This is a genomic window from Natrinema gelatinilyticum (assembly GCF_024266705.1).
Classification (GTDB): Archaea; Halobacteriota; Halobacteria; order Halobacteriales; family Natrialbaceae; genus Natrinema; species Natrinema gelatinilyticum.
The window spans coordinates 2,683,591-2,706,177 of the sequence record NZ_CP100756.1; the positions used below are offsets into that span (position 1 = coordinate 2,683,591).

A 22,587-nucleotide genomic window follows, 5' to 3' on the forward strand; every position below is an offset into this window, starting at 1 on the left:
CGGGGGTAGCTTTTAGCCCGTCCGTGCGAATCTTTCACACATGGAATCGGAACTGTCCGTCAGAGATGTCTTGACGACCGATTACGTCGGTGTCAGCGAGTCTGACACCGTTCTCGACGTCGTTCGACTCATGCGCGCGGAGCGAACGAGTTGCACACTGGTCGTTCGCGGCACGGAACCGGTCGGCATCGTGACCGAGTGGGACGTCCTCGGACTCGTCGCGGACGAGTCCGATCCCGCCGAAACGACGGTTGGGGCGGTGATGACGACACCGGTGATCACGGTAAATCCCGACCGATCGCTCACCGATGTCGCCACGACGATGGCCCGCGAAAACATTCGCAACGTCGTCGTCGAAACCGAGGACGGGATCGTGGGTGTCGTGACCCAGCGGGACGTCATCGCCGCCGCGGGCTCGTTCCAGTCGACGGTGACCCCCACTCGCTCGAACGAGTCACCGATCGACAGGGAACGCGAATTCGCCGATGCCGCGTCTGCTCGCGTGACTGCGGACGAGAAGGATCAACTCCTTCCGAACGGCGGCGACGAGTACACCACTCAGGGCGTCTGTGAAGCGTGTGGCTCGCTCGCGGACTCGCTGTGGGATGTCAACGGCCGACTGGTCTGTGCGGACTGCCGTGCAGTGTGATCGGTCGATCACCCGACTGACAGCGTGCGCTGTGACACCAGCTGCCGTGGCCTATTTCTCCGATAGAAAGACCTTTCGGGTGTCGCGGTGGACAAATCGACAATGATCGAGACCCTCGACGACCTGGACGTCGAAGGGACTACCGTCGGTGTACGCGTCGACGTCAATAGTCCCATCGACGACGATGGCAGGCTCGCAGACGACGCCCGACTGCGCGCCCACGTCGATACCCTCTCGGAACTGCTCGACCACAATGGCCGGGTCGCCGTACTCGCCCATCAGGGTCGCCCCGGCGGTGACGACTTCGTCTCCCTCGAATCCCACGCCGGACGACTCTCGGACCTGCTCGGACAGCCCGTCGAATACGTCGATTCGACCTTCAGCTCCGCCGCCCGCGAGGCCGTCAGGGACCTCGCGAACGGCGATTGCATCGTCCTCGAGAACACCCGCTTCTACAGCGAGGAGTACATGGAATTCGACCCCGAGCGGGCCGCCCAGACACACCTTGTTACCGGGCTCGAATCCGTTCTCGACGCCTACGTCAACGATGCATTCGCCGCGTCACACCGCTCACAACCGTCGCTCGTCGGTCTCCCCGCGGTCCTTCCCGGCTACGCTGGTCGGGTTATGGAATCGGAACTGGACGTCCTGGGATCGATCGAGGAGACTCCCGAACCGCGCGTCTATGTGATCGGCGGCGCGAAAGTGTCCGACTCGATCGACGTCGCCTGGAGCGTCCTCGAAAAGGGGTTGGCGGACCACGTCCTCACCGCAGGCGTCGTCGGGAACGTCTTTCTCATCGCCGACGGCGTGGACCTGGGCGACGCTAGTTCCGATTTCATCTACGACCAAGGGTACTGGGACGAAATCGACCGCGCCGCCGACCTGCTCGACGCCTACGGCGACCAAATCGCACTCCCGCGAGACGTCGCCGTCGGTCGCGACGGCGAGCGTTACGAACTCGGCATCAATGCGCTCCCACCCGGTGACGGCGAGTCCGCGATGGACATCGGTGGGTCGACGTTAGAGTACTATCGGCGCATCCTCGACGGCGCGGAGACAGTCATCCTCAACGGCCCCGCTGGCGTCTTCGAAGACGATCGCTTCCAGACGGGTACTCAGCAACTCTACGACGCCGCGACGGATATTTCTACGAGCATCGTCGGTGGCGGCGATACCGCTTCCGCCCTGCGAAAACTCGGCGTCGATGGCTTCTCGCACGTCAGTACCGGCGGCGGAGCCGCGCTGCGAATGCTCACCGCCGAACCGTTGCCCGCCGTGACGGCGCTCCAGAATGCCCCCGAAAAACCTGCAGCCGACGATTGAACCCGCCTCGCGGGACGACCTCGAGGCGCTCGCGGAGATGTGGGTTCGGTTAGCTCGCGACCAGCGCGCGTACGACTCCGCGGTGCTGCCGGACGCGAACCACGACGCGATGCGCGATACCCTCGCAGCCTACCGGGTAGCCGATGGATTACTCGTCGCACGACTTGGCGGCAAGATCGTCGGCTTCGTCTCCGTTTCTATCGAGCGCGGCTCCCTCGAACTCGACGCCACCCGCGGATTGCTCTCGAACATCTACGTCGAACCGGCCGTTCGCGACCGGGGGATCGGAACCGCACTACTCGAGGCTGCCGAGGACACGCTGGCCGAACAGGGAGCTGACATCGTACTACTCGAGGTGATGGCCGGCAACGACGACGCCCGCCGATTCTATCGTCGTCGCGGGTACGACGAGTTCCGCGTAACGATGAGCCGGCCGCTCGAGAATCGGGACGAAAACGATACACACTCAAAGGAGGACGGCTAATTTTGGCCTGCGCCAGGGGAGCATGGGCGGTTCATGCACTCGACTTGTAATCGAGACTTCGTGGGTTCGAATCCCACCCCTGGCTCGTAGCAATAAATTTACAATTGGGCGAACCAGCGATAGCGCTAGGCACATCCTGTGATCACTCACGATTACGACAGAGCGTAGATTCGTTGGCCTGTGAGAATTCTTCCGCTGCTCTCCCTCTGACTTGGGGGAGCGAGAATCTTCGTCGTAGGTGCGCGCCGATAGCTTCTTCACGCGCACGCGAACGTGCCACGCTACCGAGTCGCCCATGAGTGTGTGCCACCCGTGAGGGAATCGCCCCTCTTCTTGGCCGGGACAGGGCGGTAATCCGCGGGACGTGTGGCACGCGGCCACAGAGGTGGTCCAGTGTGACGGATCGCGGCCGCCGTGACATTGAGCGTTCCTCCTCGCTCACGGTCGACAGACCGTGTGGGCACACTCGGAGGTGGCTATTGTGCCGGCGCTAATCTAACCGGCATCGCACGAGTTCGCGGCGAACTACCTCATCGCTGAGGACGGCCTCGCGCCGTTTTTCGCCGCGGACCGGCGGGTCAAGGAGGGTAATGGCAGTCAGATTGCTTTGTTCGCCTCCGAGGGTGAACGATGGGTAGTGAAACTCTACTACCAGGACAGCGGCATCGTCCATCCTGGGGACCGACTGGCGACTTGATGAGATGCGCGAGTTCCGGTTGACGATTTCCCGTCACTCAGACGAGAACTCGATTGGGGAGCAGGATTTCAATGCGCATCTCGCGTCTCGATGGCAGGGGATGGAGGTAAACGAAGCGATGGCCGAGTCGCTGAGTATTCCGTTCCCCCGTGGGGTAACGAACGGTCCGAGAGAGCGAATCGACGAAGAGCGAACCAGCCCAGAACATCGCCAGTCGGTAGAACACAGAATATGAAGCAACATGTCCAGAACCCCCAGTGTTCCGAACTGCTCTTCTTTGTTGGTTGCTCTACGATGGTGTCACATACAGGTGGTCGTCGACGGCGTAGAGATACCCCTTCGACAGCAGTTCGTCAAGGAGGCCCTCTGCGTCAACTGGGTCGCCCCCATCGTCGACGAGTACCGTTGCGGCCTCCTCTCGAGAGAGGCCGTCGGTCTGCTCGATCGGGTCGTGGAGTGTCTCAAGCGCATCGGCCGCGGAGGAACTCAATCGCGTGCGGTCGGACATTTCCTTGTAGACGACTCAACGACGCCAGCGTATCAACCCACGGTAGACAACCGGCAGCCGCCTCGTCTTTATCGGCGAAGGGCGTGGTGCAGCTCAGAAGGCGTCGATTTCGACGTGTTCACGCAACTCCGTCCACCGTGCGCGCACCGTCGCCGTCGACACGTCGGCCCCCCCTCTGTGATTTCTGCTTGCGTTGCGCCCTCAACGCGCGCCTCGGCGACCAGGTACAGCGGTGCGGCGGCCACACCGGCCGGGTGCTTCCCGTTGGTCAACCCACGCTCTTGAGCCTGCTCGGTGACGTGCGCACCCTGTCGGCGCGTCCCCTCTGAGAGTCCAACCGCGGACGTGAGTTGAGGCATGTACGGTCAAGGAAGCTTCGGGCAAGGACTGACTTTGTATCGTCAATCTCGCCCTTCTCAAGCTCTTCTATCGATACAGGGAGGTCCGAGATAGTGTTTTATACCATATGGTTCGAATTAATAATTTGTTTAGAAATACTAAGTATTAAATATTATTGTACGTATTGAAAGTACAGAACGATGGCAATTGGACGTTCTGTGACTAGCTCTGTAGGCCGTAGTGATTCGTCACCCAGCAACAAGACGATCTGAACTGAATGCCCGAGCTGTGAGCCATATAACCACGAACGCAAATATGGTTTGGTAGATGCCGCCAATCAACAAGACGTCTGCTCCCCCAAACAGAAGGCGCTGTTGTGCAATGACGGGGTAGGTCGACGGGACTAACAGAAGTCCCACGCGTGCCAAGATTCCAAGCGATGAAAACTCAACCATCGCAGCCGCAAACGCTGGAATCATAGTAATCATATGCTTCGTAGGATCGCTAGACGAAGCTTGATTTCGGCGTTTTCACTAATGCCACCGCCGGTCGAAAACCGATACACTGCGGTTGATTCTACGGATATCTAACTGTTCGACGAAGATTGTAGACGGCACATTTGAGCACCATCTCGCGGAATTCGAGGTGCCAGCTTCGCGCACGCACGGCGGAGCCGAGCGTGCGCTTGATCGACGAAAAGACAGTCTCAACCATCCAGCGGCGATTGTACCAGCAGCTGCTCATCCGGGCGTTGTGTGCCCGGTCGAGCGAGGAGTAGATCCGGTGTTTGATCAACGGTCGGATGCGATCAAGATGAAGATCGTCTCGGAATGGCTTTCCATCGTAAGCACGGTCAGCGGCCAATGACCGCAGGTCCTCGGCGTTTCGCCGAGCGACCTGCGGACCAATCTTCGCATCATGTTTTTTCGTGGTCGTACAGTGAACATCGTAGACGTACAGCGTTTTCACGTCCACGAGGGCAGTGACTTTGAGCGAGCGAACGCGGTAGTGTTTTCGCGTCGCGTAGTACCGCGAGGGCTGGTCGCGGTCGAAACCAGTCGAGTCGATCGCGGCATGGCCAGTGCGTTTCTCGGCTGATTCGCCGAGAAACGCACGATAGGTCTCCATCGAGATAGTCTCAAACCAGTCACGCAGGACGGTAAAATGCGGAAGCCGCGTGAGGCCGATTTCGTCGAGAATGCCGGGCATTTCGCTCAACAGATCGATTGTCTGGCGGTAGGATTTCCCGAGTTCGATCCGCAGTGCTTGCAACGTGAGCATCGCCCATTCGGCGAACCCGCCACCCCCTACGGGGTCGGCGGGTTCGTCCGGATTCTCGACAACGTTTTTAGCTTTCGCAACGATTTCTCGGGTGAGGAGACGGAATTCGGATACCAAAGTAATCCGTCTCTTCGCTTTCTACGAAGATAACGAGATTGAGGCGACGCCGTCTAGCGATCCTACAGAGCAAACGACTCGACTGGTTTCGACCGCGACCAGCCCTCGCAGTACTATGCGACGCGAAAACACTACCGCGTCCGCTCGCTTAAAGTCACCACCCTCGTAGACGTGAAAACGCTGTACGTCTACGACCTTCACTGTACGACCACGAAAAAACACGATGTGAAGATTGGTCCGCAGGTCATTGGCCGCTGACCGTGCTTACGATGGAAAGCCGTTCCGAGACGATCTTCGTCTCGATCGCATCCGACCGTTGATCAAACACCGGATCTACTCCTCGCTCGATCGGGCGCACAACGCCCGGGTGAGCAGCCGCTGGTACAACCGCCGCTGGATGGTTGAGACTGTCTTTTCGTCGATCAAGCGCACCCCTGGCTTGGTGGCGCGAACAAACCGTGAGCGCCACAATAGTCGATAGGGGAGCCAGTATCGCGAGTGCGGCAGAAACCTATTTTGCGTTTAAGTAGGTTTATCCTTCCTGACGCCTCCTGTGTAACTGCCCGTGGGGTTGTTCTCGAAACCACACCACCATCTACCGCCCCATGGGCGACGACTTCGGCCTCGTGCCGGAGTCGATCACGGCCGATTTCGACGACTATCGTTCGCACGGAGTTCGAATTCGCTGGCATCGGTTCGCGATCAAGTGGCCCGTTCGTCTCTCTCCGACGCTCGTTCTCGTTCGAGGGTCCGAAGAGCGAAGCGGTGACGGCCTCAGTTACGAACCCGAGGCCGAGCCTCCAGGTCCTGGACTCGAGCCGTGGCCGCAGTGTCGTGTCGGACCCCCCTCTCGTAGAGACGATCGGCGGTCGGACCCTCGTGATACCGACTACAGAGCGACGCTCGTACAGCGCTACTGGCCGCTGGCCTTCGCTCACCACTACTGGCTCCGAGCTTCGGGGGCAGGGATATCCCCATATCTCACTTGCGCGATGCCGGTCGGTGGCTCTCCACGGTGAAATGTTGCGTTTAGTTTACACCAAGCTTATGCCGATCTGCTCGAGACACCGATGCGGTACATCTAGGACAGACGATGAGTGAGCGACGTTCCTCCCGCGAGTCAGAAAGCAGACTGACAAATGCAGTCGATCGGATTTCGCTGGCGATCACGTGTCGATTTGCGGTGGATACGCGAGCCCTGGCCGCGTTTCGGATCGCACTCGGGCTCCTGTTGCTCGCGGATCTCGTCGGCCGATCCCGGAATCTCGGCGCGTTCTATATGGATTCGGGAGTCCTTCCACGGAGAGCACTGTTTTCGGACTACTCGAGCGTCTTTTCGCTTCACGCCGTCTCCGGTGATGCGCGGGTGATTGGTCTCCTCTTCGTCGTCGCAGCCGTGTTCGCCCTGGCCATGGTCGTCGGCTATCGAACGAGGATCGCGACGGTGTGCTCCTGGCTCTTGCTCGTTTCACTACACGTCCGCAATCCGATGGTCCTCAACGGCGGAGACGTGCTGTTGCGGATGCTGGTTTTCTGGGCAATGTTTCTCCCGCTCGACGAGCGGTGGGCGATCGATGCCCGCCGTATGGACCGCGCTCGGGCGACCGTCTCGAACGTCGCGACGATGGCGGTGTTGCTCCAGGTCGTCGTGATGTACGTCGCAAACGCCATCCACAAGACCAAAGGGGAGATGTGGCTGAACGGGGAGGCCGTCGTCTACGTCTTCAGCCTCGACTATCAGTTCACGATCCTCCTGGGTAACGTTCTGGCCGAGCATCACGAATTACTGCGGCTCATGACGTTCCTGTGGCTCGCGCTGGTCATTTCCGCGCCGCTGTTGATCGTCCTCACCGGACTGCCGCGAGCAGCGCTCGCATCGGCGTTCGTCGGCATGCACTTCGGAATGCTCGCATCGATGCGAATCGGGCTCTTTCCCCTGATCGTCGTGGCCGCGTTTATCCCGTTTTATCCGAGCGCCGTCTGGGACGCGGGCACCGCGGTCGCCTCCCGCATCGGTCTCGCAGACTCGCTGCACCGCCGGGCGAGCAGACTCGAGGCCCGTGTTCTGGATCGAGCCGTGACCGATCGCGTCGCCGTCTCCGCTCCCTCCTCGCGACGACTCGTTCCGGACGGTCTCGATCGCGGACGAACGCTGTTTTCGGCGACAGTACCGGCGGTGTTTCTCGTCCTCGTAGTCCTTTCGAACGCCCAGGCAGTCGGCTATACGCAGGTTCCGGACCCGGGACAGTCGGTACTCGATGCGACGGAAACGGACCAGAGCTGGCGCATGTTCGCCCCCGAACCGCTCCAGACGGACGGCTGGTACGTCGTCCCAGGGGAACTCGAGAACGGCTCCGAGGTCGATGCCATGTACGGATCCGAGGTGAGTTGGGAGCCGCCGCCGGACGGGAACGTCGTGTACCCCACCTCCCGTTGGCGGAAGTACCTCTCGAACGTCTGGGGGGCCGATAACACGAACCACCGGTCGTATCTGGGGAATTATCTCTGTGACCGTTGGAATCGCACTCACCGGACGGACCTCGAGCGCATCCAGATATACTACGTGGCTCAGCCGTCGGAGCCGTACAACGAGACCGAGTCGACCAACGAGATCCTGCTCAAACAGTACGACTGCGGCGGCGATTTCCGCCAGTAAACCGCTGACGACTGCAGCGACGATTTCCGGCAGTGAATGCCGATCGGCTGCGCCGGCCACACGCCGACGCCTCGGCGACGAATCTGCTTCTTCACGTGCGCGAGGGCTGCAGACGTGTCGCAGGGTCCCGGATCGCAGCGAAACGCGGTGCTATTCTCTCGCCTCCTTCGCGATCCCGGTCTCCCTCGTCACGGCGTCGACGTGGACGTGGATGGGGCCAGCATCGGTCTCGAGCGGGACAATCCAGGACGCACTGATTCGGTGCGGGTCCTCGAGGACGGTGACCTCGTCATATCCCTCTCGCTCGGCGGTCGTGCGGGCGATCCGTGCGGCTTCGTCGATGTCATCGATCCGAATTTCGTCGGTCAGTCGGACGGTCACGACCGGGACGTCGGCCATTCGAACGACCCGTTCGGTGACGCTGCCGACCAGCACCCGGTCGAGTCCGGTCCGGCCTTGCGTTCCCATGACGATCAGGTCGATTCCGTGTTCGTCGGCGAACGCGAGGATTTCTTCGTGCGGAACCCCCTGCTCGACTGCCGTCACGACGTCGACGCCTTCTCGAGACGCTTCAGTTTCGATCCGTTCGACCGCGCGCTGGGCGGCCGGAATCGCGTCGTCAGTCTGGAGCGTCCCGAGCGGTCCCTCCGGAACGACCGACAGCGCGTGGATCGTCGCGTCGAAGCAGTCCGCGATCGGTATCCCGTGGTTGATCGATCGGCGGGTTCCGTCGCTTCCGTCCGTCGGGATGAGGACGTCCTGATACATGACACACCCTGGTAAGGAGCGGGATCGTAAATACCTTCGATTCGAACTCGCCCGTCACCCGCTGTACCCCGTTCCGATGACGATAAATCGGAAAAAGATTATTGCTGGTAAGTTTTTCCGCCGAAATCGCCGAACGATGTAAATCTTTTTTACGATACACGCGAACCTATCGCACGGAGTATGACAAATCTTGTTACTAACGTCGCAGGTGCTGTCGAGAAGTACGGAGACAACACTGCGATCGGATTCAAGGGGGCCGAAATTAGCTACGGAGAGTTCTGGGGTCAAACGGGCGCGTTCGCGGCAGCGCTCGAGGAACGCGGGCTCGGCGCAGACGACCGGATCGCGCTCTATCTACCGAATCTTCCTCAGTTCGTGATCGCATTCCACGGGTCGCTTCGCGCCGGCGGGGTCGTGGTCCCGATGAACCCGCAGTACAAATCCCGCGAGATCGGCCACCTGCTCGGCGACAGCGAGGCCAAGGTCGTCGTGGCGCTGGCCGATCTCGTTCCCTTCGTCAACCAGGTCCAAGACGACACGAACATCGAACACGTCGTCAGCGTCGGTGGCGAAGCCGAGGGTGCGATCGAGTTCGAGGACTTCCTCGAGCCGGCAGACCCCGATATCGCGCCACGCGATGACGACGACGTGGCGGTCCAGCCCTATACGTCGGGGACGACCGGGCAGCCGAAGGGCGTTCAGTTGACCCACGCGAATCTCGGATCGAACGCGAATTCCGCCTCCAAACTCATTCCGGACGGGATCCGGTCGGACGACAAAACGCTCGGCGTGTTGCCGCTGTTCCACATTTACGGGATGACCGTCGTCATGAACGCGTCGCTGTTCTACGGGGCCGCGTACTACCCATTGCCGTCGTGGGACGCACAGGAGGCCGTCTCGCTCATCGAGGACGAGCAGTTGACGATCATGCACGGCGTGCCGGCGATGTACAACGACGTCATCAACCAGCCAAACGCCGAGGAATTCGACATGTCCTCGCTGCGCCTGTGTGGCGTCGGCGGTTCCGGAATTCCCGTCGAGGTCCTGCGCCGCTTCGAGGAACTCTACGAGCCGAAGATTTACGAGGGGTACGGTCTGACCGAGACCAGTCCGATCACTCACTTCAACAGCCCGATCGAAGGCCGCCGCGTCGGCAGTATCGGCAAGACCGTCCCCGACGTCGACTCGAAGGTCGTCGACGAGGACTTCAACGAAATCCCGCCGGTGGAGACGGGACCGGTCGACGAGGAGGAGTCCGATCTCCACGAAATAACCGGCGAGATCGTCGTCGCTGGTCCGAACGTTATGAAAGGCTACTACGGCCTACCGGAAGCCAACGAGGAAGTCTTCACCGAGGAGGGTGGCCGACGCTGGTTCCACACCGGTGATATTGGCTATCACGACGAGGACGGCTTCTTCTACGTCGTCGACCGCGAGAAACACATGATCGTCACCGGCGGCTACAACGTCTATCCGCGCGAAGTCGAGGAACTCCTCTTCGAGCATCCCGACGTCGCAGACGCCGCCGTCGCGGGGATTCCGGACGAACGCCGCGGCGAGACCGTGAAGGCCTTCGTCGTCCGCACCCCCGACGGTGACGTCACGGAAGACGAGATCAAGGAGTACTGTCTGACCAACCTCGCAGAGTACAAACACCCGCGGGAGGTCGAGTTCGTCGAGGAACTTCCGCGGACGACGACCGGGAAGGTCCAGAAGTTCAAACTCCGCGAGGGCGAGGAGGACGACTGATGGCTCTCGGCGACGCGGTCCTCCTCGAGATAGAGGACGACGGCCTCGCGACCGTCACGCTCAATCGGCCGGACCGACGCAATGCCCTCTCCGAAGAGATCAGCGCCGGTCTCTCCGAAGCGCTCGACGAAATCGAGGGCAGCGACGCCCGCTGTATCCTCCTCGAGGGGTCCGGCGGGTCGTTCTCGGCCGGTGGCGACATCGAACGAATGATCGAGGGCATCGAGAACGAAGTCCCCGCTGACGATCGAGTGCGACGACTCCAGCGCTCGACGAACGTGCTCTTCGGCCGGCTGATCGAATTCCCGATACCGACGATCGCGCTGGTGGACGGTCCGGCAGTCGGCGCCGGTGCGAACCTCGCGCTGGCCTGTGACATGCAACTCGCGACCGAAGACGCCGTCTTTGGGTTCGTCTTCCGGCAGGTCGGCCTGAGCGTCGACGCGGCCACCTCCTACCTGCTCCCTCGGGTTGTTGGCGAGAACGTCGCGAAAGAGCTCGTTCTCACGGGTGACATCATCGGTGCCGACCGCGCGAAGGTGATCGGCCTCGTAAACCACGTCTACGACAGCGACGAGGTCGACGAGCAGGTCGACGCGTTCGTCGAGAAGATTGTCTCCGGGCCCCCGATTGCGCTGCGCCACGCGAACAGACTCGTCGGTGAGGGACTCGAGAAGTCGCTCGATCAGGCGCTGACTGACGAGGCGGTCGCGCAGGGAATCGTCTTCGACACCGCCGATCACGAGGAAGGAGTGAGCGCCTTCTTCGAGGATCGCGACCCCGAGTACGAAGGCCGGTGAACCGTCTCGGCCTGCCCCGCCTGTAACCCGATCGGGGCGGATCCGACACTACCGTCGTGAACCGTCATCATCGTGGTACTCCGCATCCTTCTCGGAATCGGTGAAATAGTTCTCTTCACGCTGGTCTTCCTCTTTCTTACGAGGGCCGCGCTGTCTTTCTACGTTTTCTACCGATCTGTGGGAGCCGTCGAACACACCGCCGACGAGCGGTGAATCGCCTCGAGGTCACGCCCCGGGGCATTCTTCCGATACTGCTTGTAAAACGGGCTGCTCGGATTGAGCGGGCAGTGAGTCGGCGGCCGTTACCGCTCGCTGACGCCGACCGGCACGAGCGTCGAGATCCGTGCGTTCTCCTTGATTCTGAGTCCGTCACCGGCGACGGAAAGCGGCATCAGTGGAAGGTAATTTCGGACCTGGACCGACGGGTGTGAGCCGCCGCGGGCGAGCAGTTCGTTGCGCGCCTGGAGCTGTGCCGGTTCGGCCAGATCCGTCAGGAACTCGTTATGCTGGACGACGTACTGGCCGCCCTCCAGGTGCCACCATCCGAACTCGTCGTCGGGAGACTCCAGGTCCGTCGGGACTGGCTTTAAGTCGGCGTCTTCGAGCTCGTCGCCGCCGAAGTCGAGGCGGCCCGGGGCGGCCACCTCGTAGATCGCGCTGACCGTCAGGTCTATTCCGTGGTCGTGTACCTGTACCGGTTCGTACACCAGATTGTCGACGCTTTCGGCGAGGGAGTGGTCGGGAGACATATCGGGCGGACTGACGGTTTCGAACACAAAAAAGGGTGGTGTCGGCGACGGTGTCAGTGGCGGGTTTGGGTTCGAATTACTGAAGACAGGTGGCGCGTCCACGGGACACGCGACGCGACCATCGTTCGATCGAACGTCGTCCCGCAATCCTATAGGCTGGCGGTCGTACCGACGTATATGACCGACGTCCTCACGGACGATATCGCGCGCTTCGTTCGCGCGGTCGGCCCAGACCCAGACGAGACGCTGATCGAGATGGACGAGTACGCGGCCGCCGAGGGGTTCCCGCACGTCGGCCCCGACGTCGGCGCGTTCCTCCGATTCGTCGCCCGCCTGAACCACGCCAAGCGAATTTTCGAGTTCGGATCGGGTTACGGCTATTCCGCCTACTGGTTCGCCGACGCACTGCCGGACGACGGCGAAATCGTCCTCACCGAGGTCGACGACGCCGAACTCGAGTTGGCTCGCGAGTACATGGCTGCGGGCGGGTACGACGGAATAGCGAGATTCGAACTCGGCGACGCGATGGAAACGATCGAGGACGTCGATGGGCCATTCGACGTCGTCCTCGTCGACCATCAGAAGAGCAGGTACGCCGATGCGTTCGATGCCGTCCGACCGAAAGTGCCGGTCGGGGGCGTCGTCGTCGCCGACAACGCGGTTACGGCTAGCGTCGTCGACTTCGGGGCGTTGCTCGAGTGGTCCGAGGGGGGGTCACCGACCGGGATCAACGAGCACACACGGGGTGTCATCGAGTATCTCTCGACGGTTCGCGCGGATCCGGCATTCGAGACGATGGTGGTGCCGCTCGGTGAAGGACTCGCCGTGAGTTATCGCGTCGAGTAATCCGGCGTCTCGTTGTCGAGCATCTGATCGTCGGCCGGAGCCGGTGAGCCGTATTCCCGAAACCCGAGGAAAATCGTGGAGCCGGTTGCGGACAGGAGCGTCGCCCACGCGACGCCGGTGAGCACGACGACCGTTATCCGGGTGGGGCCCGGCACGACCGACCCGATCGTCTCGAGGCCGACCGCGTGGCTACCGGCGATGGTGAGGAATGCGAGCCACAGCCCCAGTGCCGTTTGTACCAACGTTCGACGGTCGACGGACCCGGCGTAGCGAGCGACACAGTAGACCCCGCCAATAGCGAGGGCCGTCGCTCCGAGCGTTAGTTCAAGCGCGTCGACGGCGACGGTTGCGACACCGGCAACGGCGAAACAGGTGAGCGAGGCGGCGAGCAAGTACCGATCCGAACCGCGTATTGTCGGAATCACGTCGTGCACCGCTTTGGCGGGTTGAGTAGGTGCCGGCTTATATACCTGTTGCCTGGCCCCGCCGATCGAACCGATTCCGCCGTCTCGTAGGATCGCCGGAACGCGCCGAACGCAGCCAGAGAACCGTGCCTATTCCCTCGTCACGGGAACGGAATCGATCCGATTTCCTGTAATACCCGTCGAAGATTCGGATGAAAGCGCCGGATCGATGCTACCGCACTCGATCAGCACACGTCCCTACGGTCGAGCGGATGCGTCGAATAGAACAGATCACGACACGACAACCAAATCAGGCCTCGTCAAGCGGATCGCCCCGAACGGAGACGGCGTCCCTCCGTGGGTCACTCGTCGAGCAGGATACGCTCTTCGGGGGTGGGCCGTCCGGGGTGGATTCCGTACCGGGCGAAGCCGTACAACACTGTCATCGACACCGCACAGAGAACCACCGCGCCGGCCGCTGCCTCGAGTGAAAGGCTGACGATCGGGCCGGTAAAGGCGTCGCCGACAGCGGCTGCGGATTCGCTGTCGGGAGCCGTCGCCAGTGCGTAGGGAACGAACGTTGCGAGCGCGAGGAGCCACCACCGCTTCGCGCTGTCTAGCAGTCGTGCAGTGCTGTGATCCCGTGCGGTACCCGTAACGAGTGCAACTCCGAGTGTGATCAGCAGCAGTGCAGGTATCATTCGAACTGGGGAGACAAATCCAGTATTAACCGCGACGCCGGCGGCGACAATCGCGACGCCGCCACTACGTTTGAGAACCGATGGGGCGAACCCTGTTCGTGGCATTCCGCTCTCCGGTAGTAACGGATTGTACAAAACTCTCGCGGACTGTCGGCGAGGCGGATCGGCGGAGCCGGTTGAAACTGAACTGCGACGAACAACAAAGGATGTATTACCGGCGACTGCAAGACCTCGGTGAGAACGAATGGGCGAACGCTACGAGGCCGAATCCGAGACGTCGACTCGAGAGGGCGCCGCCGTCGCGTCCGACCGAGTGTGGCACCTCGTTTCGCGACTTTCCGACGGAGACGTCGTCCGGTTCGCGCGGGGGCTCTGGAGACGATACGTCCGCGAGGATCCAGCCGACTGCCGAGTATCGATCACGTTTCCGACTGGACCTGATCGGCCGACGGTCGGCCGTATCTACAACTGGATCGCGGATCTCGAGGCCGCCTTCGAAGGCCGAGTCGACGTCTACGCTAGGCGGCGAAGCATCGCGGTCGTCACGGACACTGTTCCAGCCGATCGAGTCGACATCGACGCGATCGAGTCACTCGTCGAGCGAATCGAGGCCGGATACGCGGAGACGCATTTGCTGGCACATCTCGAAAAAGTGCGGCCGCAAAACGGACGACTGGTCAGGACCGACGTCGTCGTTCCGGTCAAACCGCTCTTTCCACGAGATCGGACCACCGAACCGGCACAGGTCCGATCAGCGGCAGACTGACCGATATCGGTACCGGATCAGTCGTCGTCACCGGGGCCGGGTTCGGAGCCCGGTTCCCGGTCCTGGCGCTGGCGCTGACTGCCGCTCGAGCGCCCGCTGGCGGACTGCTCGCCTGACGTGAGTTCGTTCGTTCGCCCCATCCAGCCCCCGATGTTTTCGGCGACGTAGTCCTTGCCGCCCCAACCGAATGCGACACCGACGCCGATCGCAACGGCCGCGCCGAGTCCCCACGCGAGCGCTCGCGCGAACACGTAGAGGATGCCGACGTCGATCCCCATCGTATCGAGGCCGATAACGATCGCCGTGAAGTACAGGAACACTCGGGCACCGGTGGCGAACCAGGAGGTGTATGCGGTCTGGGTCGCCGCACGGGTCCGCTCGATCGCATCGCCGATGAAGTCAGCGACGACGAACCCGAGGACGATGACGAGCAAGCCGGCGACAAAGGCCGGCAGGTACGACACCGCCGTCGAAACCCACTCGGAGAGCGTGGCGATGGCAAGCGCGTTCGCGGCGGCCAGCAATGCTAGACCGTACACGAACCACTTCGCGAGTTTTCCGAACGCTCCTGAAACGGCCTGTTCCGTGCCTCCGAGGATGCGTCCGAGCGGCGTCTCGAGCACCATTCGATCGAGTTCGATACTGTCGGCGATTCGCCGGACGACGCGCCCTGCCAGCCGACCGACGATCCAACCGATGACGAGGATAATCAGCGCACCGAGCAGTCGAGGGAGGAACGTGACGAACTCGGCGATGGGGTCTTGCAGCCAATCGGGTACCTGTGCTTGAGCGGGGTAGTACGGTAACATGTCCGACTCGATGTTGCGGGCGTTCGCTTTTCGTAATTGTGTGGCTATCAATTATCTGTGAAACCAACTGTTTGCGATCCGTGTCGGTGTGTCGGATGAAGTGTCTGTTACGGCGAATTGCGCCTTCACCATACCATGTCGGATCGATATGGATTCCAGCCGATACCACGCGCCGAACACCTCTCGTTGCGGGTCCGACCCTCGAGCAGACGGGCGATAAAACGATAATTGTGAGTGAACGTGACAGTCGGTTCCTCTGTGCCCACGACCGGCGGCGGACCGCGTCCGACAGCGGTTGTGCCAACGTGTCCAGTTTCACTCATAGCGCGCCGTCGGTGCGCGGTCGACCGAAACCGGCGGTATCGAGTCTCGACCAGGCAGGTCGACCTCGAGGAGCAGGCGATTGGCCTCGGTGGCGGCGATCGCCATCGCGGTTGAGAAATCCGGCGAGAGACGACTGCAATCGTCGTATTTGGCCCGATAGCGATTCGACGATATCGTCCGGATACCTCGAATTCGGTAATACAGGATTACCACGTCCAGCCGTTTCGGAGCGTCCGTCCGCTCGTACCTTGCTTCCGGTCGAGTCGCGATAGCGTTTCGCACTCTATTCCGGTCTCTGGCGCCGTTTTCTCCGCGTGGAATAGATCCTCGCTCCGTCTCGATACGGAACGAGTCAAGTCCGCTTCCCCGTCTGCCGTTTGCACTATGCTATTGATGGTTCGCTCACGATGGTCTCGTATGTACCTCGGCAACGAAGCCTGGCCCGACCTCGAGACGTACTTCGAAACGGAATCGCTCGCGCTCGTCCCGCTCGGATCGACGGAACAGCACGGTCCGCATCTGCCCGAGGCGACCGACCACCTGATCGCGGAGGCGTTCGCGAGGGAAGCCGCCGACCGAACCGGATACCTCTGTACCCCGACGATCAACGTCGGCGTCAGCGGCCACCACCGCCAGTTTCACGGGACGATGTGGGTCGAACCGCCGGCATTCAGGCGGTACATGGAATCGCTGACTCGAAACCTCACGTCCCACGGAATCGATCGGGTGATTTTCGTAAACGCCCACGGCGGAAACGTGTCCCACTTGCGGGAGGTCGGAGCGCGACTCCGACAGGACGAGATTGCCTACGCCATCGAGTGGATGTGGGACGAATCGATTCCCGACCTCGTCGACAGCCTCTTCGCTCAGAACGGCCCCCATGGCGGCCCGAAGGAAACCGCCATGATCCAGTACCTCGAGCCGGAACTGGTCCACAACGACCGACTCGAGGAGGCCAGAGACACCGGCGTCCCCGACGTAGAAGCTGCCGAGACGATCAAACACGGCTCGCGGACCTTCTACGACGCGGCGGACAACACGGAAAACGGTGTGCTGGGCGACCAGACAGATGCGACACCGGAGAAAGGGCAGCAATTATTCGAGGCCGCGGCCGATCAACTCGTCCAGCTCTGCGAGTGGCTCGCGGCCCAGCCCTTCGAGGACCTGTGTCCCCAAGACCACGTCTGATGGTAAACCTTACTAACGACGACTCTCGAGTTATTACATGGCAGTTGTTAGCGTCTCGATGCCGGACGAACTCCTCGACCGAATCGATCAATTCGCCGAGGAACACGGGTACACCGGCCGGAGCGAAGTCGTCAGGGAGGCCTCCCGCAATCTCCTCGGAGAGTTCGAGGATACTCGGCTCGAGGACCGCGACCTGATGGGAATCGTCACAGTATTGTTCGACTACGAGACCACGAGCGTCGAAGAACGAATGATGCACCTGCGCCACGAACACGAAGACCTCGTCGCATCGAACTTTCACAGTCACGTCGGCAATCACTACTGCATGGAGCTGTTCGTTCTCGAAGGCGAACTCGAGGACATCTCGGCGTTCGTCGGGAAGATTCGCGCGACCAAGGACGCACTGACCGTCGATTACTCCGTTATTCCGGTCGATAGCTTCGATCCGCTCGCACAGTCATGACATCCTCCGCGCCGTAATCGGCGCTGTTTCTTCCGTGGGTGTCTCAGTCAGTCTACGACTCGGGAACCGCCGTGATTCGGGTCCACCGGTCGCCCCTGAAATCGCACGATCCGAAACGGAACGCGTAGTTTTACTGTCGCCCTCACCAATGGGTACGTATGACATACCGGAAGGTGAATTACGAGGAAGTCGAGCAGGTCTCGAGTGCCATGCACTTCTTGAGTGATCCGCTCGAGACCGAGCGGGTCGGTGTGACCGTCGCTCGTTGTGATCCGGGCTGGAACAGCAAGCCCCACGACCACACGGACAACGACCACGAAGAAGTGTACGTCCTCATCGAGGGGAACGCGACGGTCATCGTCGACGACGAGCCCGTCGCGATGGAGACGGGTGACGCGCTGTGGATCCCGCCAACGTCGACGCGGCAGATCCGAAACGGCAACACGGAGAGCGCGTTCGTCCTCGTGAGCGCACCGAGCATCGCGGACGAAGACAGTAACGGCGACGAGTGGCTACTTACCGGATTCGCTGGATAATGTCGCCTCCTCGAGCGACGATCAACCGGCTCGGTGGCCGGCTGAAACGTCGTCTATCGTCCCCGTTCAATCCACTGGACGACGCGGTAGTGTCGTTCGTCCATCCAGTACGTCGATCCGCATCGAGTCCGTCGCCCGCGTAACGTCCACGGTTGCCTTCATCGCCGTGGAACCGATCTCTGACGATACTGTCGACACCTTCCGTCCTCACAGGAGCCATCGTCGCCTACGGGGTAGTCGTGGGTAGTTCACGCGTATTTCCTGCCGCTTTCGTCGGGAACGTCGGCAGTCGAGTCCGACACGGACACGGCTTCGATGGAGAGCCACGAACGGTGCACCGGACCGAGGGACCGCGAACATCGGTCACGTCGACTGATACGGTCTGCTGTAACGATTTCCCGGCGCAACCGCGACCGTCCTGCGGTTGCACCGGCAATGACTTACAGTAGTCCGTATGACGGCAGTTCCGGGTTTGCAATGTTCGCCCCGGTCTATTTCCACCGTGCGACCGTCCCACGTGGTATGGAGTTACTCGACGATAGCATCGTCCCGGAGCACGCACGCGACGTCAAAGCCGAGGCCCGCGAGTTTGCTCACGAGCACATCGAACCGAACGCACAGAAGTACTTCCAGTCGGGCGAGTATCCGGAGGAAATCCTGGCGGCCGGCCAGGAGTCGAATCTCGTCGCGCAGGACATCCCGGAACGGTGGGGCGGACGGGGACTCGATCTGGCGCAGTTGCTCGCGATGACGGAAGAGTTCTACCGCGCGGATGCGGGGATCGCGCTGACGCTTCAGCTGGCGAGCTTCGGCTGCGAGATCACCTACGAGCACGGTACCGACGATCAGTGTGAGGAGTACCTTCGGCCGGTCGCGGAGGGCGAGCAACGGTCGGGGCTCGCGGTGTCGGAACCTGAGACTGGCAGCGACCTCTCGGGGATGCAGACCCGCGCGGAGAAGGATGGCGACGAATGGGTGATCGACGGCGAGAAGTACTGGATTGGCAACGGCGTCGAGGCCGACTGGATCACGCTCTACGCTCGGACGGGCGACGACGAGGAGAATCCATACGGCAACCACTCGATGTTCATCGTCCCGACCGATACGGACGGCTACGAGGCCGAACACATCCCCGAGAAGATGGCGATGCGCGCCTCCAAGCAGGCTCACATCGAATTCGACGACTGTCGGATTCCCGAGGAGAACCTGATCGGCGAGATCGGGGACGGATTCCTCATGCTCGCGGACTTCTTCAACCACGGTCGTATCGCAGTCGCCGGTCACGGACTCGGTATCGCCGCGGCGGCCATCGAAGAGACTTGGACGTTTACGCACGACCGCGAGGAGTTCGGGCGAACGATCAGCGACTTCCAGGCCGTCCAGCACGGCCTTGCGGATATGATACTCGAGTTCGAGAGCGCCCGGGCGCTTACCTGGCGCGGCTGCCAGAAGGTCGCGAACGGTGAGAACGCGGGGTACTGGGCGGCGATGGCGAAGACGAAAGCGACAGAAATGGCCGTCGACGTCTCAGAACGAGGCATGCAGTTCCACGGCGGTCGTTCGATCCTAGACGAGCGCCGGATCGCACGCGTGTATCGTGACGCGCGTATTCCGGTTATCTACGAGGGGGCAAACGAGATACAGCGAAACCTTATTTACGGTCAGGCACCCTGAGAGTTCCTGGGTACACCATCCGTCGGGGAACTAACGACCGTTTTCGGAGCCATCCAGTTGATACGTTGGTCGAAAGAACAATCCCGGTTGACGTCATGCATACCGGCAGATCCACTGCCATCGTGATGGAGATGTATACAGGACGCAATGCACTGCCATGAGCCGGCCACGCGTACTCTGTGTGAGCAGCGATCGGTCCACACGGGCGGCCGTCACGTTGTCTCTGACCGATGCGCCCGTCGATGTCGTCATCGCCCAGCGCACCGACTATGCAATCGAACGACTCGAGCGGGAGCCGATCGACGCGGTCGTCATCGACGCGCGGACCGTCGTGAACGTCGCGTCACTCGTCGATACCATCGAATCGGAGACCGACCAGACGCCGACGTTCGTCCACTGGGGCACAGGCGGTGCGGACGTTGCGGTCCTGGGGGAAGTGGTCGCGCGAGCGGACGAAACGGTCTCGGTCGATCGGCTCGCAGACGCGGTCACCAGACGCATTCGCACAGACCCGAGCCCCGACTTCGCGTCCGATACCGACTCGAGCGCAATCGATACCGAAGTGAAAGACGACCGGCAACTGTCGATTCGGGATCTTCCGGACGATCTTCGGCGGATGGTCAGCATCGTCCGATGTCGGCTCGTCGACGTCACGTCGCCGCTCGCCGTCGAACGGATCCTCCGGGAGGAGATAACGGCCAGCGATCGGTTCTCCGTCACCTGGGTCGGCGAGTACGACCGCGGTGAACGGACGATCGTTCCGTGGCTCTCCAACCCGGACGCCGAAGAGTGGTCGCTGCAACGCACCTTCGTTATCGGCGGCGGCGAACACCCCCTGCTCGAGCGTGCGGTTCGAACCCGAGAGCTTCAGGTCCAGCGATATGACGCGGACAGTCTCGATGCGGTTCCGTTCGGCGATCAGGCCTCCGACCACGGCGTTCGATCTGTCGCCGTCGCGCCGCTTGCATCAAACGACGAACTGTTCGGCGTCCTGGCCGTCTACTCGCTGGAGTCGATTTCCGAGCGCGAAGTCGATGCGATACGTATGATCGCGGCAACTGCGTCTCACGTCCTCGAAACGATCGTCGTCCGCGGGCAACTCGAACAGCAGAGCCGGACGCTCCACCGCTACGAACGACTCGTCGAGACGGCGGGGGATGGAATGTGCGTCCTCGACGGTTCGGGTCACTTCATGACCGTCAACGATGCGCTCGTCGAAATGACCGGCTACAGTCGCGAAGGGCTGCTCGCCGAACACGCTTCGATCCTGCTCGACGACGCGGACCTCGATGCGGCCACTGATATCATTCATTCGTTGCTCACGGACGGGGGAAACACCGACACCCTCGAACTCACTCTCGAGACGAAAACCGGGGAGACGATCCCCTGTGAGGTTCAGATCGCTGTTCTCGTTCCCGACGGGGAGTTTCACGGCTCGGTCGGCGTCATCCGCGACGTCACCGAGCGAAAACGTCGCGAACGGAAACTCCACGAACGTAACGAACGACTCGATGCGTTCGCACGGATCGTCAGCCACGATCTCCGCAATCCGTTGGGCGTCGCCCAGGGATACCTCCAGTTGTTCGAGGAATCCGGTGACACAGAATACGCGGACAAGATACACGAGGGACTCGATCGGATGGAGACGATTATCGCGGACGTCCTGGCTATCGCTCGCGAGGGCGAGTGGGCGACCGACACCGAACCCGTCGACCTCGAGTCGATCGCTCACGACGCCTGGGATCACGTTTCGACGCCACGGGCGACGCTATCGGTCGCGGACACGACGACGATCGAGGCGGATCAGTCACGACTCTTGCGACTGCTCGAGAACTGTTTCCGTAACAGCGTCGAACACGGCGGTGCATCTGTGACCGTTCGTGTCGGCCTCCTCGAACCCGACGAAGGGGAGGGCTGCGAGCGAGGATTCTTCGTCGAGGACGACGGCACGGGACTCTCCGAAGAACTGCGCGACCGCCTCTTCGATCCGTCGGTCTCATCGTCATCGGAGGGGCTCGGAATCGGACTCTGGATCGTCAGAGAAGTCGCTACCGGACACGGTTGGTCGGTCGTCGCGACCGAAAGCGAAGATGGAGGGGCCCGCTACGAATTCGAGACGTGACGTTACTGTTGCTGGTCTGACTGAAGGTCCCGAAACGCGCCGACGAAGTCGTCGTGGGAGGACATGTCGGAAACCGTCTCGTCGACCCGCTGTGCGAGCTCTTCGACGGTGTCATAGAGGTCCTGATACTCTTCGTTGTCGGCGAGCTCTCGGTCGGTTTTCTCGGATTCCAGCAGCACTTTCTTCGAGACGTGCGCGTAGTACTCCTGGATGTCCGATTCGTAGTCCGAACGACCGGCAACGTCTTCGACGACCTCGACGAGTTCGTCCTTCGAAACCGGTTTGACGAGGTAATCGTCGAACCCCATCTCGATAATGTCGAAGTCCGGATCGACTGCTGTCACCATGACCACCCGCGAATCGAACCCCTGGTCGTGAATCTGCTCGAGTACTTCGTCACCCGATAGCCCCGGCATTCGCCGATCCAACAAGACGACTTCGACTGAGTCGGCTACCTTTTCGAGCGCTTCTTCCCCGTCGTACGCTGTCTCGACACTCCATTCGCCCTGAAGCCACGCTTCAAACAGGTCCGCAAGACGGGCTTCATCGTCGACGACGAGTACCTCTGTCCCCTCAGTCATCGGGTAGCCCCTCTATTCTCTTCATCGATTACAGCCACGCGTCACCAATA

24 protein-coding genes, 1 tRNA gene and 2 pseudogenes are annotated in these 22,587 nt (G+C 61.4%); 18 read left to right on the forward strand and 9 right to left on the reverse strand.

What is annotated here, in order from left to right; all coding sequences use genetic code 11:
- Nucleotides 1–40: 40 nt before the first annotated feature.
- From NJU76_RS13205 to NJU76_RS27335, 5 genes and pseudogenes are all read left to right on the forward strand, one after another.
- A complete protein-coding gene (locus NJU76_RS13205; protein WP_254529408.1) occupies nucleotides 41–649 on the forward strand; it encodes a CBS domain-containing protein in 609 nt (202 codons plus the stop codon).
- 102 nt (nucleotides 650–751) lie between these two features.
- The gene (locus NJU76_RS13210; RefSeq protein WP_254529411.1) at nucleotides 752–1,975 is read left to right on the forward strand and encodes a phosphoglycerate kinase; all 1,224 of its coding nucleotides are present in this window, start codon (nucleotides 752–754) and stop codon (nucleotides 1,973–1,975) included.
- Entirely contained in the window at nucleotides 1,944–2,459 is a 516-nt protein-coding gene (locus tag NJU76_RS13215) for a GNAT family N-acetyltransferase (RefSeq protein ID WP_254529413.1), read from the forward strand. The genes NJU76_RS13210 and NJU76_RS13215 overlap by 32 nt, the downstream gene beginning before the upstream one ends.
- 11 nt (nucleotides 2,460–2,470) lie before the next feature.
- Nucleotides 2,471–2,544: transfer RNA gene (locus NJU76_RS13220), tRNA-Thr, on the forward strand.
- Nucleotides 2,545–2,970: 426 nt separating this feature from the next.
- Nucleotides 2,971–3,391, forward strand: a pseudogene (locus tag NJU76_RS27335) (DUF7845 domain-containing protein); the annotation flags it as partial.
- A 54-nt stretch (nucleotides 3,392–3,445) separates the two neighbouring features.
- On the opposite strand, the gene NJU76_RS13225 reads toward NJU76_RS27335, so the two are convergent.
- The 3 genes from NJU76_RS13225 to NJU76_RS13230 all read right to left on the reverse strand — a co-directional run bounded on the left by NJU76_RS13225 (nucleotide 3,446) and on the right by NJU76_RS13230 (nucleotide 5,401).
- Nucleotides 3,446–3,664: a hypothetical protein gene (locus NJU76_RS13225; protein ID WP_254529416.1), complete on the reverse strand. Its 219-nt coding sequence runs from the start codon at nucleotides 3,662–3,664 to the stop codon at nucleotides 3,446–3,448.
- Between the two features lie 68 nt (nucleotides 3,665–3,732).
- Nucleotides 3,733–4,023, reverse strand: coding sequence for a hypothetical protein (locus NJU76_RS27050; RefSeq protein WP_425604275.1), 291 nt, complete (start codon nucleotides 4,021–4,023; stop codon nucleotides 3,733–3,735).
- A 556-nt stretch (nucleotides 4,024–4,579) separates the two neighbouring features.
- On the reverse strand, nucleotides 4,580–5,401 hold the full coding sequence (locus tag NJU76_RS13230; RefSeq protein ID WP_254528552.1) for an IS5 family transposase: 822 nt from the start codon (nucleotides 5,399–5,401) through the stop codon (nucleotides 4,580–4,582).
- A 75-nt stretch (nucleotides 5,402–5,476) separates the two neighbouring features.
- On the opposite strand from NJU76_RS13230, the pseudogene NJU76_RS13235 reads away from it, so the two are divergent.
- From NJU76_RS13235 to NJU76_RS13245, 3 genes and pseudogenes are all read left to right on the forward strand, one after another.
- Nucleotides 5,477–5,852, forward strand: a pseudogene (locus NJU76_RS13235) (transposase); the annotation flags it as partial.
- A 154-nt stretch (nucleotides 5,853–6,006) separates the two neighbouring features.
- On the forward strand, nucleotides 6,007–6,420 hold the full coding sequence (locus NJU76_RS13240) for a hypothetical protein (RefSeq protein WP_254529418.1): 414 nt from the start codon (nucleotides 6,007–6,009) through the stop codon (nucleotides 6,418–6,420).
- A gap of 74 nt (nucleotides 6,421–6,494) precedes the next feature.
- Complete coding sequence (locus NJU76_RS13245; RefSeq protein ID WP_254529421.1) at nucleotides 6,495–8,057, forward strand: HTTM domain-containing protein; 1,563 nt, start codon at nucleotides 6,495–6,497, stop codon at nucleotides 8,055–8,057.
- A gap of 150 nt (nucleotides 8,058–8,207) precedes the next feature.
- Here NJU76_RS13245 and NJU76_RS13250 read toward each other — a convergent pair whose 3' ends face one another.
- Nucleotides 8,208–8,825 (reverse strand): universal stress protein, encoded by a 618-nt coding sequence (locus tag NJU76_RS13250; protein WP_254529424.1) that lies wholly within the window; start codon nucleotides 8,823–8,825, stop codon nucleotides 8,208–8,210.
- 180 nt (nucleotides 8,826–9,005) lie between these two features.
- Here NJU76_RS13250 and NJU76_RS13255 point away from each other — a divergent pair, with 180 nt between their 5' ends.
- From NJU76_RS13255 to NJU76_RS13265, 3 genes are all read left to right on the forward strand, one after another.
- Nucleotides 9,006–10,574, forward strand: a complete 1,569-nt coding sequence (locus tag NJU76_RS13255) for a long-chain-fatty-acid--CoA ligase (protein ID WP_254529427.1) — start codon at nucleotides 9,006–9,008, stop codon at nucleotides 10,572–10,574.
- Nucleotides 10,574–11,374 carry an enoyl-CoA hydratase/isomerase family protein gene (locus NJU76_RS13260; RefSeq protein WP_254529429.1) on the forward strand — a complete coding sequence of 267 codons (801 nt, stop codon included), beginning with the start codon at nucleotides 10,574–10,576 and terminating at the stop codon, nucleotides 11,372–11,374. Before NJU76_RS13255 ends, NJU76_RS13260 begins: the two co-directional genes overlap by 1 nt.
- 72 nt (nucleotides 11,375–11,446) lie before the next feature.
- The gene (locus NJU76_RS13265; RefSeq protein WP_254529432.1) at nucleotides 11,447–11,587 is read left to right on the forward strand and encodes a hypothetical protein; all 141 of its coding nucleotides are present in this window, start codon (nucleotides 11,447–11,449) and stop codon (nucleotides 11,585–11,587) included.
- A gap of 89 nt (nucleotides 11,588–11,676) precedes the next feature.
- On the opposite strand, the gene NJU76_RS13270 is transcribed toward NJU76_RS13265, so the two are convergent.
- Nucleotides 11,677–12,123: a dCTP deaminase/dUTPase family protein gene (locus NJU76_RS13270; protein ID WP_254529434.1), complete on the reverse strand. Its 447-nt coding sequence runs from the start codon at nucleotides 12,121–12,123 to the stop codon at nucleotides 11,677–11,679.
- 177 nt (nucleotides 12,124–12,300) lie between these two features.
- Between NJU76_RS13270 and NJU76_RS13275 the strand changes: the two genes are divergently transcribed.
- Entirely contained in the window at nucleotides 12,301–12,969 is a 669-nt protein-coding gene (locus NJU76_RS13275) for an O-methyltransferase (RefSeq protein ID WP_254529437.1), read from the forward strand.
- Here the strand turns inward: NJU76_RS13275 and NJU76_RS13280 are convergent.
- Both NJU76_RS13280 and NJU76_RS13285 read right to left on the reverse strand, forming a co-directional pair.
- Complete coding sequence (locus NJU76_RS13280; RefSeq protein ID WP_254529440.1) at nucleotides 12,954–13,403, reverse strand: hypothetical protein; 450 nt, start codon at nucleotides 13,401–13,403, stop codon at nucleotides 12,954–12,956. The genes NJU76_RS13275 and NJU76_RS13280 overlap by 16 nt on opposite strands.
- 332 nt (nucleotides 13,404–13,735) lie before the next feature.
- On the reverse strand, nucleotides 13,736–14,179 hold the full coding sequence (locus NJU76_RS13285; RefSeq protein WP_254529443.1) for a hypothetical protein: 444 nt from the start codon (nucleotides 14,177–14,179) through the stop codon (nucleotides 13,736–13,738).
- Nucleotides 14,180–14,318: 139 nt separating this feature from the next.
- Here NJU76_RS13285 and NJU76_RS13290 point away from each other — a divergent pair, with 139 nt between their 5' ends.
- Complete coding sequence (locus tag NJU76_RS13290; protein WP_254529446.1) at nucleotides 14,319–14,840, forward strand: hypothetical protein; 522 nt, start codon at nucleotides 14,319–14,321, stop codon at nucleotides 14,838–14,840.
- Between the two features lie 17 nt (nucleotides 14,841–14,857).
- On the opposite strand, the gene NJU76_RS13295 is transcribed toward NJU76_RS13290, so the two are convergent.
- Nucleotides 14,858–15,649, reverse strand: a complete 792-nt coding sequence (locus NJU76_RS13295) for a mechanosensitive ion channel family protein (protein WP_254532469.1) — start codon at nucleotides 15,647–15,649, stop codon at nucleotides 14,858–14,860.
- 741 nt (nucleotides 15,650–16,390) lie between these two features.
- Here NJU76_RS13295 and NJU76_RS13300 point away from each other — a divergent pair.
- The 5 genes from NJU76_RS13300 (at nucleotide 16,391) to NJU76_RS13320 (ending at nucleotide 21,956) form a co-directional block, all read left to right on the forward strand.
- Nucleotides 16,391–17,161 carry a creatininase family protein gene (locus NJU76_RS13300; protein WP_254529448.1) on the forward strand — a complete coding sequence of 257 codons (771 nt, stop codon included), beginning with the start codon at nucleotides 16,391–16,393 and terminating at the stop codon, nucleotides 17,159–17,161.
- Between the two features lie 37 nt (nucleotides 17,162–17,198).
- The gene (gene nikR, locus NJU76_RS13305) at nucleotides 17,199–17,624 is read left to right on the forward strand and encodes a nickel-responsive transcriptional regulator NikR (RefSeq protein ID WP_254523193.1); all 426 of its coding nucleotides are present in this window, start codon (nucleotides 17,199–17,201) and stop codon (nucleotides 17,622–17,624) included.
- A 158-nt stretch (nucleotides 17,625–17,782) separates the two neighbouring features.
- On the forward strand, nucleotides 17,783–18,160 hold the full coding sequence (locus NJU76_RS13310; protein WP_254529451.1) for a cupin domain-containing protein: 378 nt from the start codon (nucleotides 17,783–17,785) through the stop codon (nucleotides 18,158–18,160).
- A 522-nt stretch (nucleotides 18,161–18,682) separates the two neighbouring features.
- A complete protein-coding gene (locus tag NJU76_RS13315; RefSeq protein WP_254529453.1) occupies nucleotides 18,683–19,834 on the forward strand; it encodes an acyl-CoA dehydrogenase family protein in 1,152 nt (383 codons plus the stop codon).
- A gap of 157 nt (nucleotides 19,835–19,991) precedes the next feature.
- Complete coding sequence (locus tag NJU76_RS13320; RefSeq protein ID WP_254529455.1) at nucleotides 19,992–21,956, forward strand: hybrid sensor histidine kinase/response regulator; 1,965 nt, start codon at nucleotides 19,992–19,994, stop codon at nucleotides 21,954–21,956.
- 2 nt (nucleotides 21,957–21,958) lie between these two features.
- Here the strand turns inward: NJU76_RS13320 and NJU76_RS13325 are convergent, their stop codons facing one another.
- A complete protein-coding gene (locus tag NJU76_RS13325) occupies nucleotides 21,959–22,537 on the reverse strand; it encodes a HalX domain-containing protein (RefSeq protein ID WP_254529457.1) in 579 nt (192 codons plus the stop codon).
- Nucleotides 22,538–22,587: the final 50 nt, after the last annotated feature.

What these genes read in the sequence shown, in the direction of transcription:
- NJU76_RS13240 (WP_254529418.1), top strand. Translation starts at nt 6,007, where the DNA reads ATGGGCGACGACTTCGGCCTCGTGCCGGAGTCGATCACGGCCGATTTC.
- NJU76_RS27050 (WP_425604275.1), bottom strand. Translation starts at nt 4,023, where the DNA reads ATGCCTCAACTCACGTCCGCGGTTGGACTCTCAGAGGGGACGCGCCGA.
- NJU76_RS13205 (WP_254529408.1), top strand. Translation starts at nt 41, where the DNA reads ATGGAATCGGAACTGTCCGTCAGAGATGTCTTGACGACCGATTACGTC.
- NJU76_RS13310 (WP_254529451.1), top strand. Translation starts at nt 17,783, where the DNA reads ATGACATACCGGAAGGTGAATTACGAGGAAGTCGAGCAGGTCTCGAGT.
- NJU76_RS13320 (WP_254529455.1), top strand. Translation starts at nt 19,992, where the DNA reads ATGAGCCGGCCACGCGTACTCTGTGTGAGCAGCGATCGGTCCACACGG.
- NJU76_RS13315 (WP_254529453.1), top strand. Translation starts at nt 18,683, where the DNA reads ATGGAGTTACTCGACGATAGCATCGTCCCGGAGCACGCACGCGACGTC.
- NJU76_RS13275 (WP_254529437.1), top strand. Translation starts at nt 12,301, where the DNA reads ATGACCGACGTCCTCACGGACGATATCGCGCGCTTCGTTCGCGCGGTC.
- NJU76_RS13260 (WP_254529429.1), top strand. Translation starts at nt 10,574, where the DNA reads ATGGCTCTCGGCGACGCGGTCCTCCTCGAGATAGAGGACGACGGCCTC.
- NJU76_RS13270 (WP_254529434.1), bottom strand. Translation starts at nt 12,123, where the DNA reads ATGTCTCCCGACCACTCCCTCGCCGAAAGCGTCGACAATCTGGTGTAC.
- NJU76_RS13295 (WP_254532469.1), bottom strand. Translation starts at nt 15,649, where the DNA reads ATGTTACCGTACTACCCCGCTCAAGCACAGGTACCCGATTGGCTGCAA.
- NJU76_RS13300 (WP_254529448.1), top strand. Translation starts at nt 16,391, where the DNA reads ATGTACCTCGGCAACGAAGCCTGGCCCGACCTCGAGACGTACTTCGAA.
- NJU76_RS13290 (WP_254529446.1), top strand. Translation starts at nt 14,319, where the DNA reads ATGGGCGAACGCTACGAGGCCGAATCCGAGACGTCGACTCGAGAGGGC.
- NJU76_RS13245 (WP_254529421.1), top strand. Translation starts at nt 6,495, where the DNA reads ATGAGTGAGCGACGTTCCTCCCGCGAGTCAGAAAGCAGACTGACAAAT.
- NJU76_RS13210 (WP_254529411.1), top strand. Translation starts at nt 752, where the DNA reads ATGATCGAGACCCTCGACGACCTGGACGTCGAAGGGACTACCGTCGGT.
- NJU76_RS13325 (WP_254529457.1), bottom strand. Translation starts at nt 22,537, where the DNA reads ATGACTGAGGGGACAGAGGTACTCGTCGTCGACGATGAAGCCCGTCTT.
- NJU76_RS13285 (WP_254529443.1), bottom strand. Translation starts at nt 14,179, where the DNA reads ATGCCACGAACAGGGTTCGCCCCATCGGTTCTCAAACGTAGTGGCGGC.
- NJU76_RS13215 (WP_254529413.1), top strand. Translation starts at nt 1,944, where the DNA reads ATGCCCCCGAAAAACCTGCAGCCGACGATTGAACCCGCCTCGCGGGAC.
- nikR (WP_254523193.1), top strand. Translation starts at nt 17,199, where the DNA reads ATGGCAGTTGTTAGCGTCTCGATGCCGGACGAACTCCTCGACCGAATC.
- NJU76_RS13255 (WP_254529427.1), top strand. Translation starts at nt 9,006, where the DNA reads ATGACAAATCTTGTTACTAACGTCGCAGGTGCTGTCGAGAAGTACGGA.
- NJU76_RS13250 (WP_254529424.1), bottom strand. Translation starts at nt 8,825, where the DNA reads ATGTATCAGGACGTCCTCATCCCGACGGACGGAAGCGACGGAACCCGC.
- NJU76_RS13225 (WP_254529416.1), bottom strand. Translation starts at nt 3,664, where the DNA reads ATGTCCGACCGCACGCGATTGAGTTCCTCCGCGGCCGATGCGCTTGAG.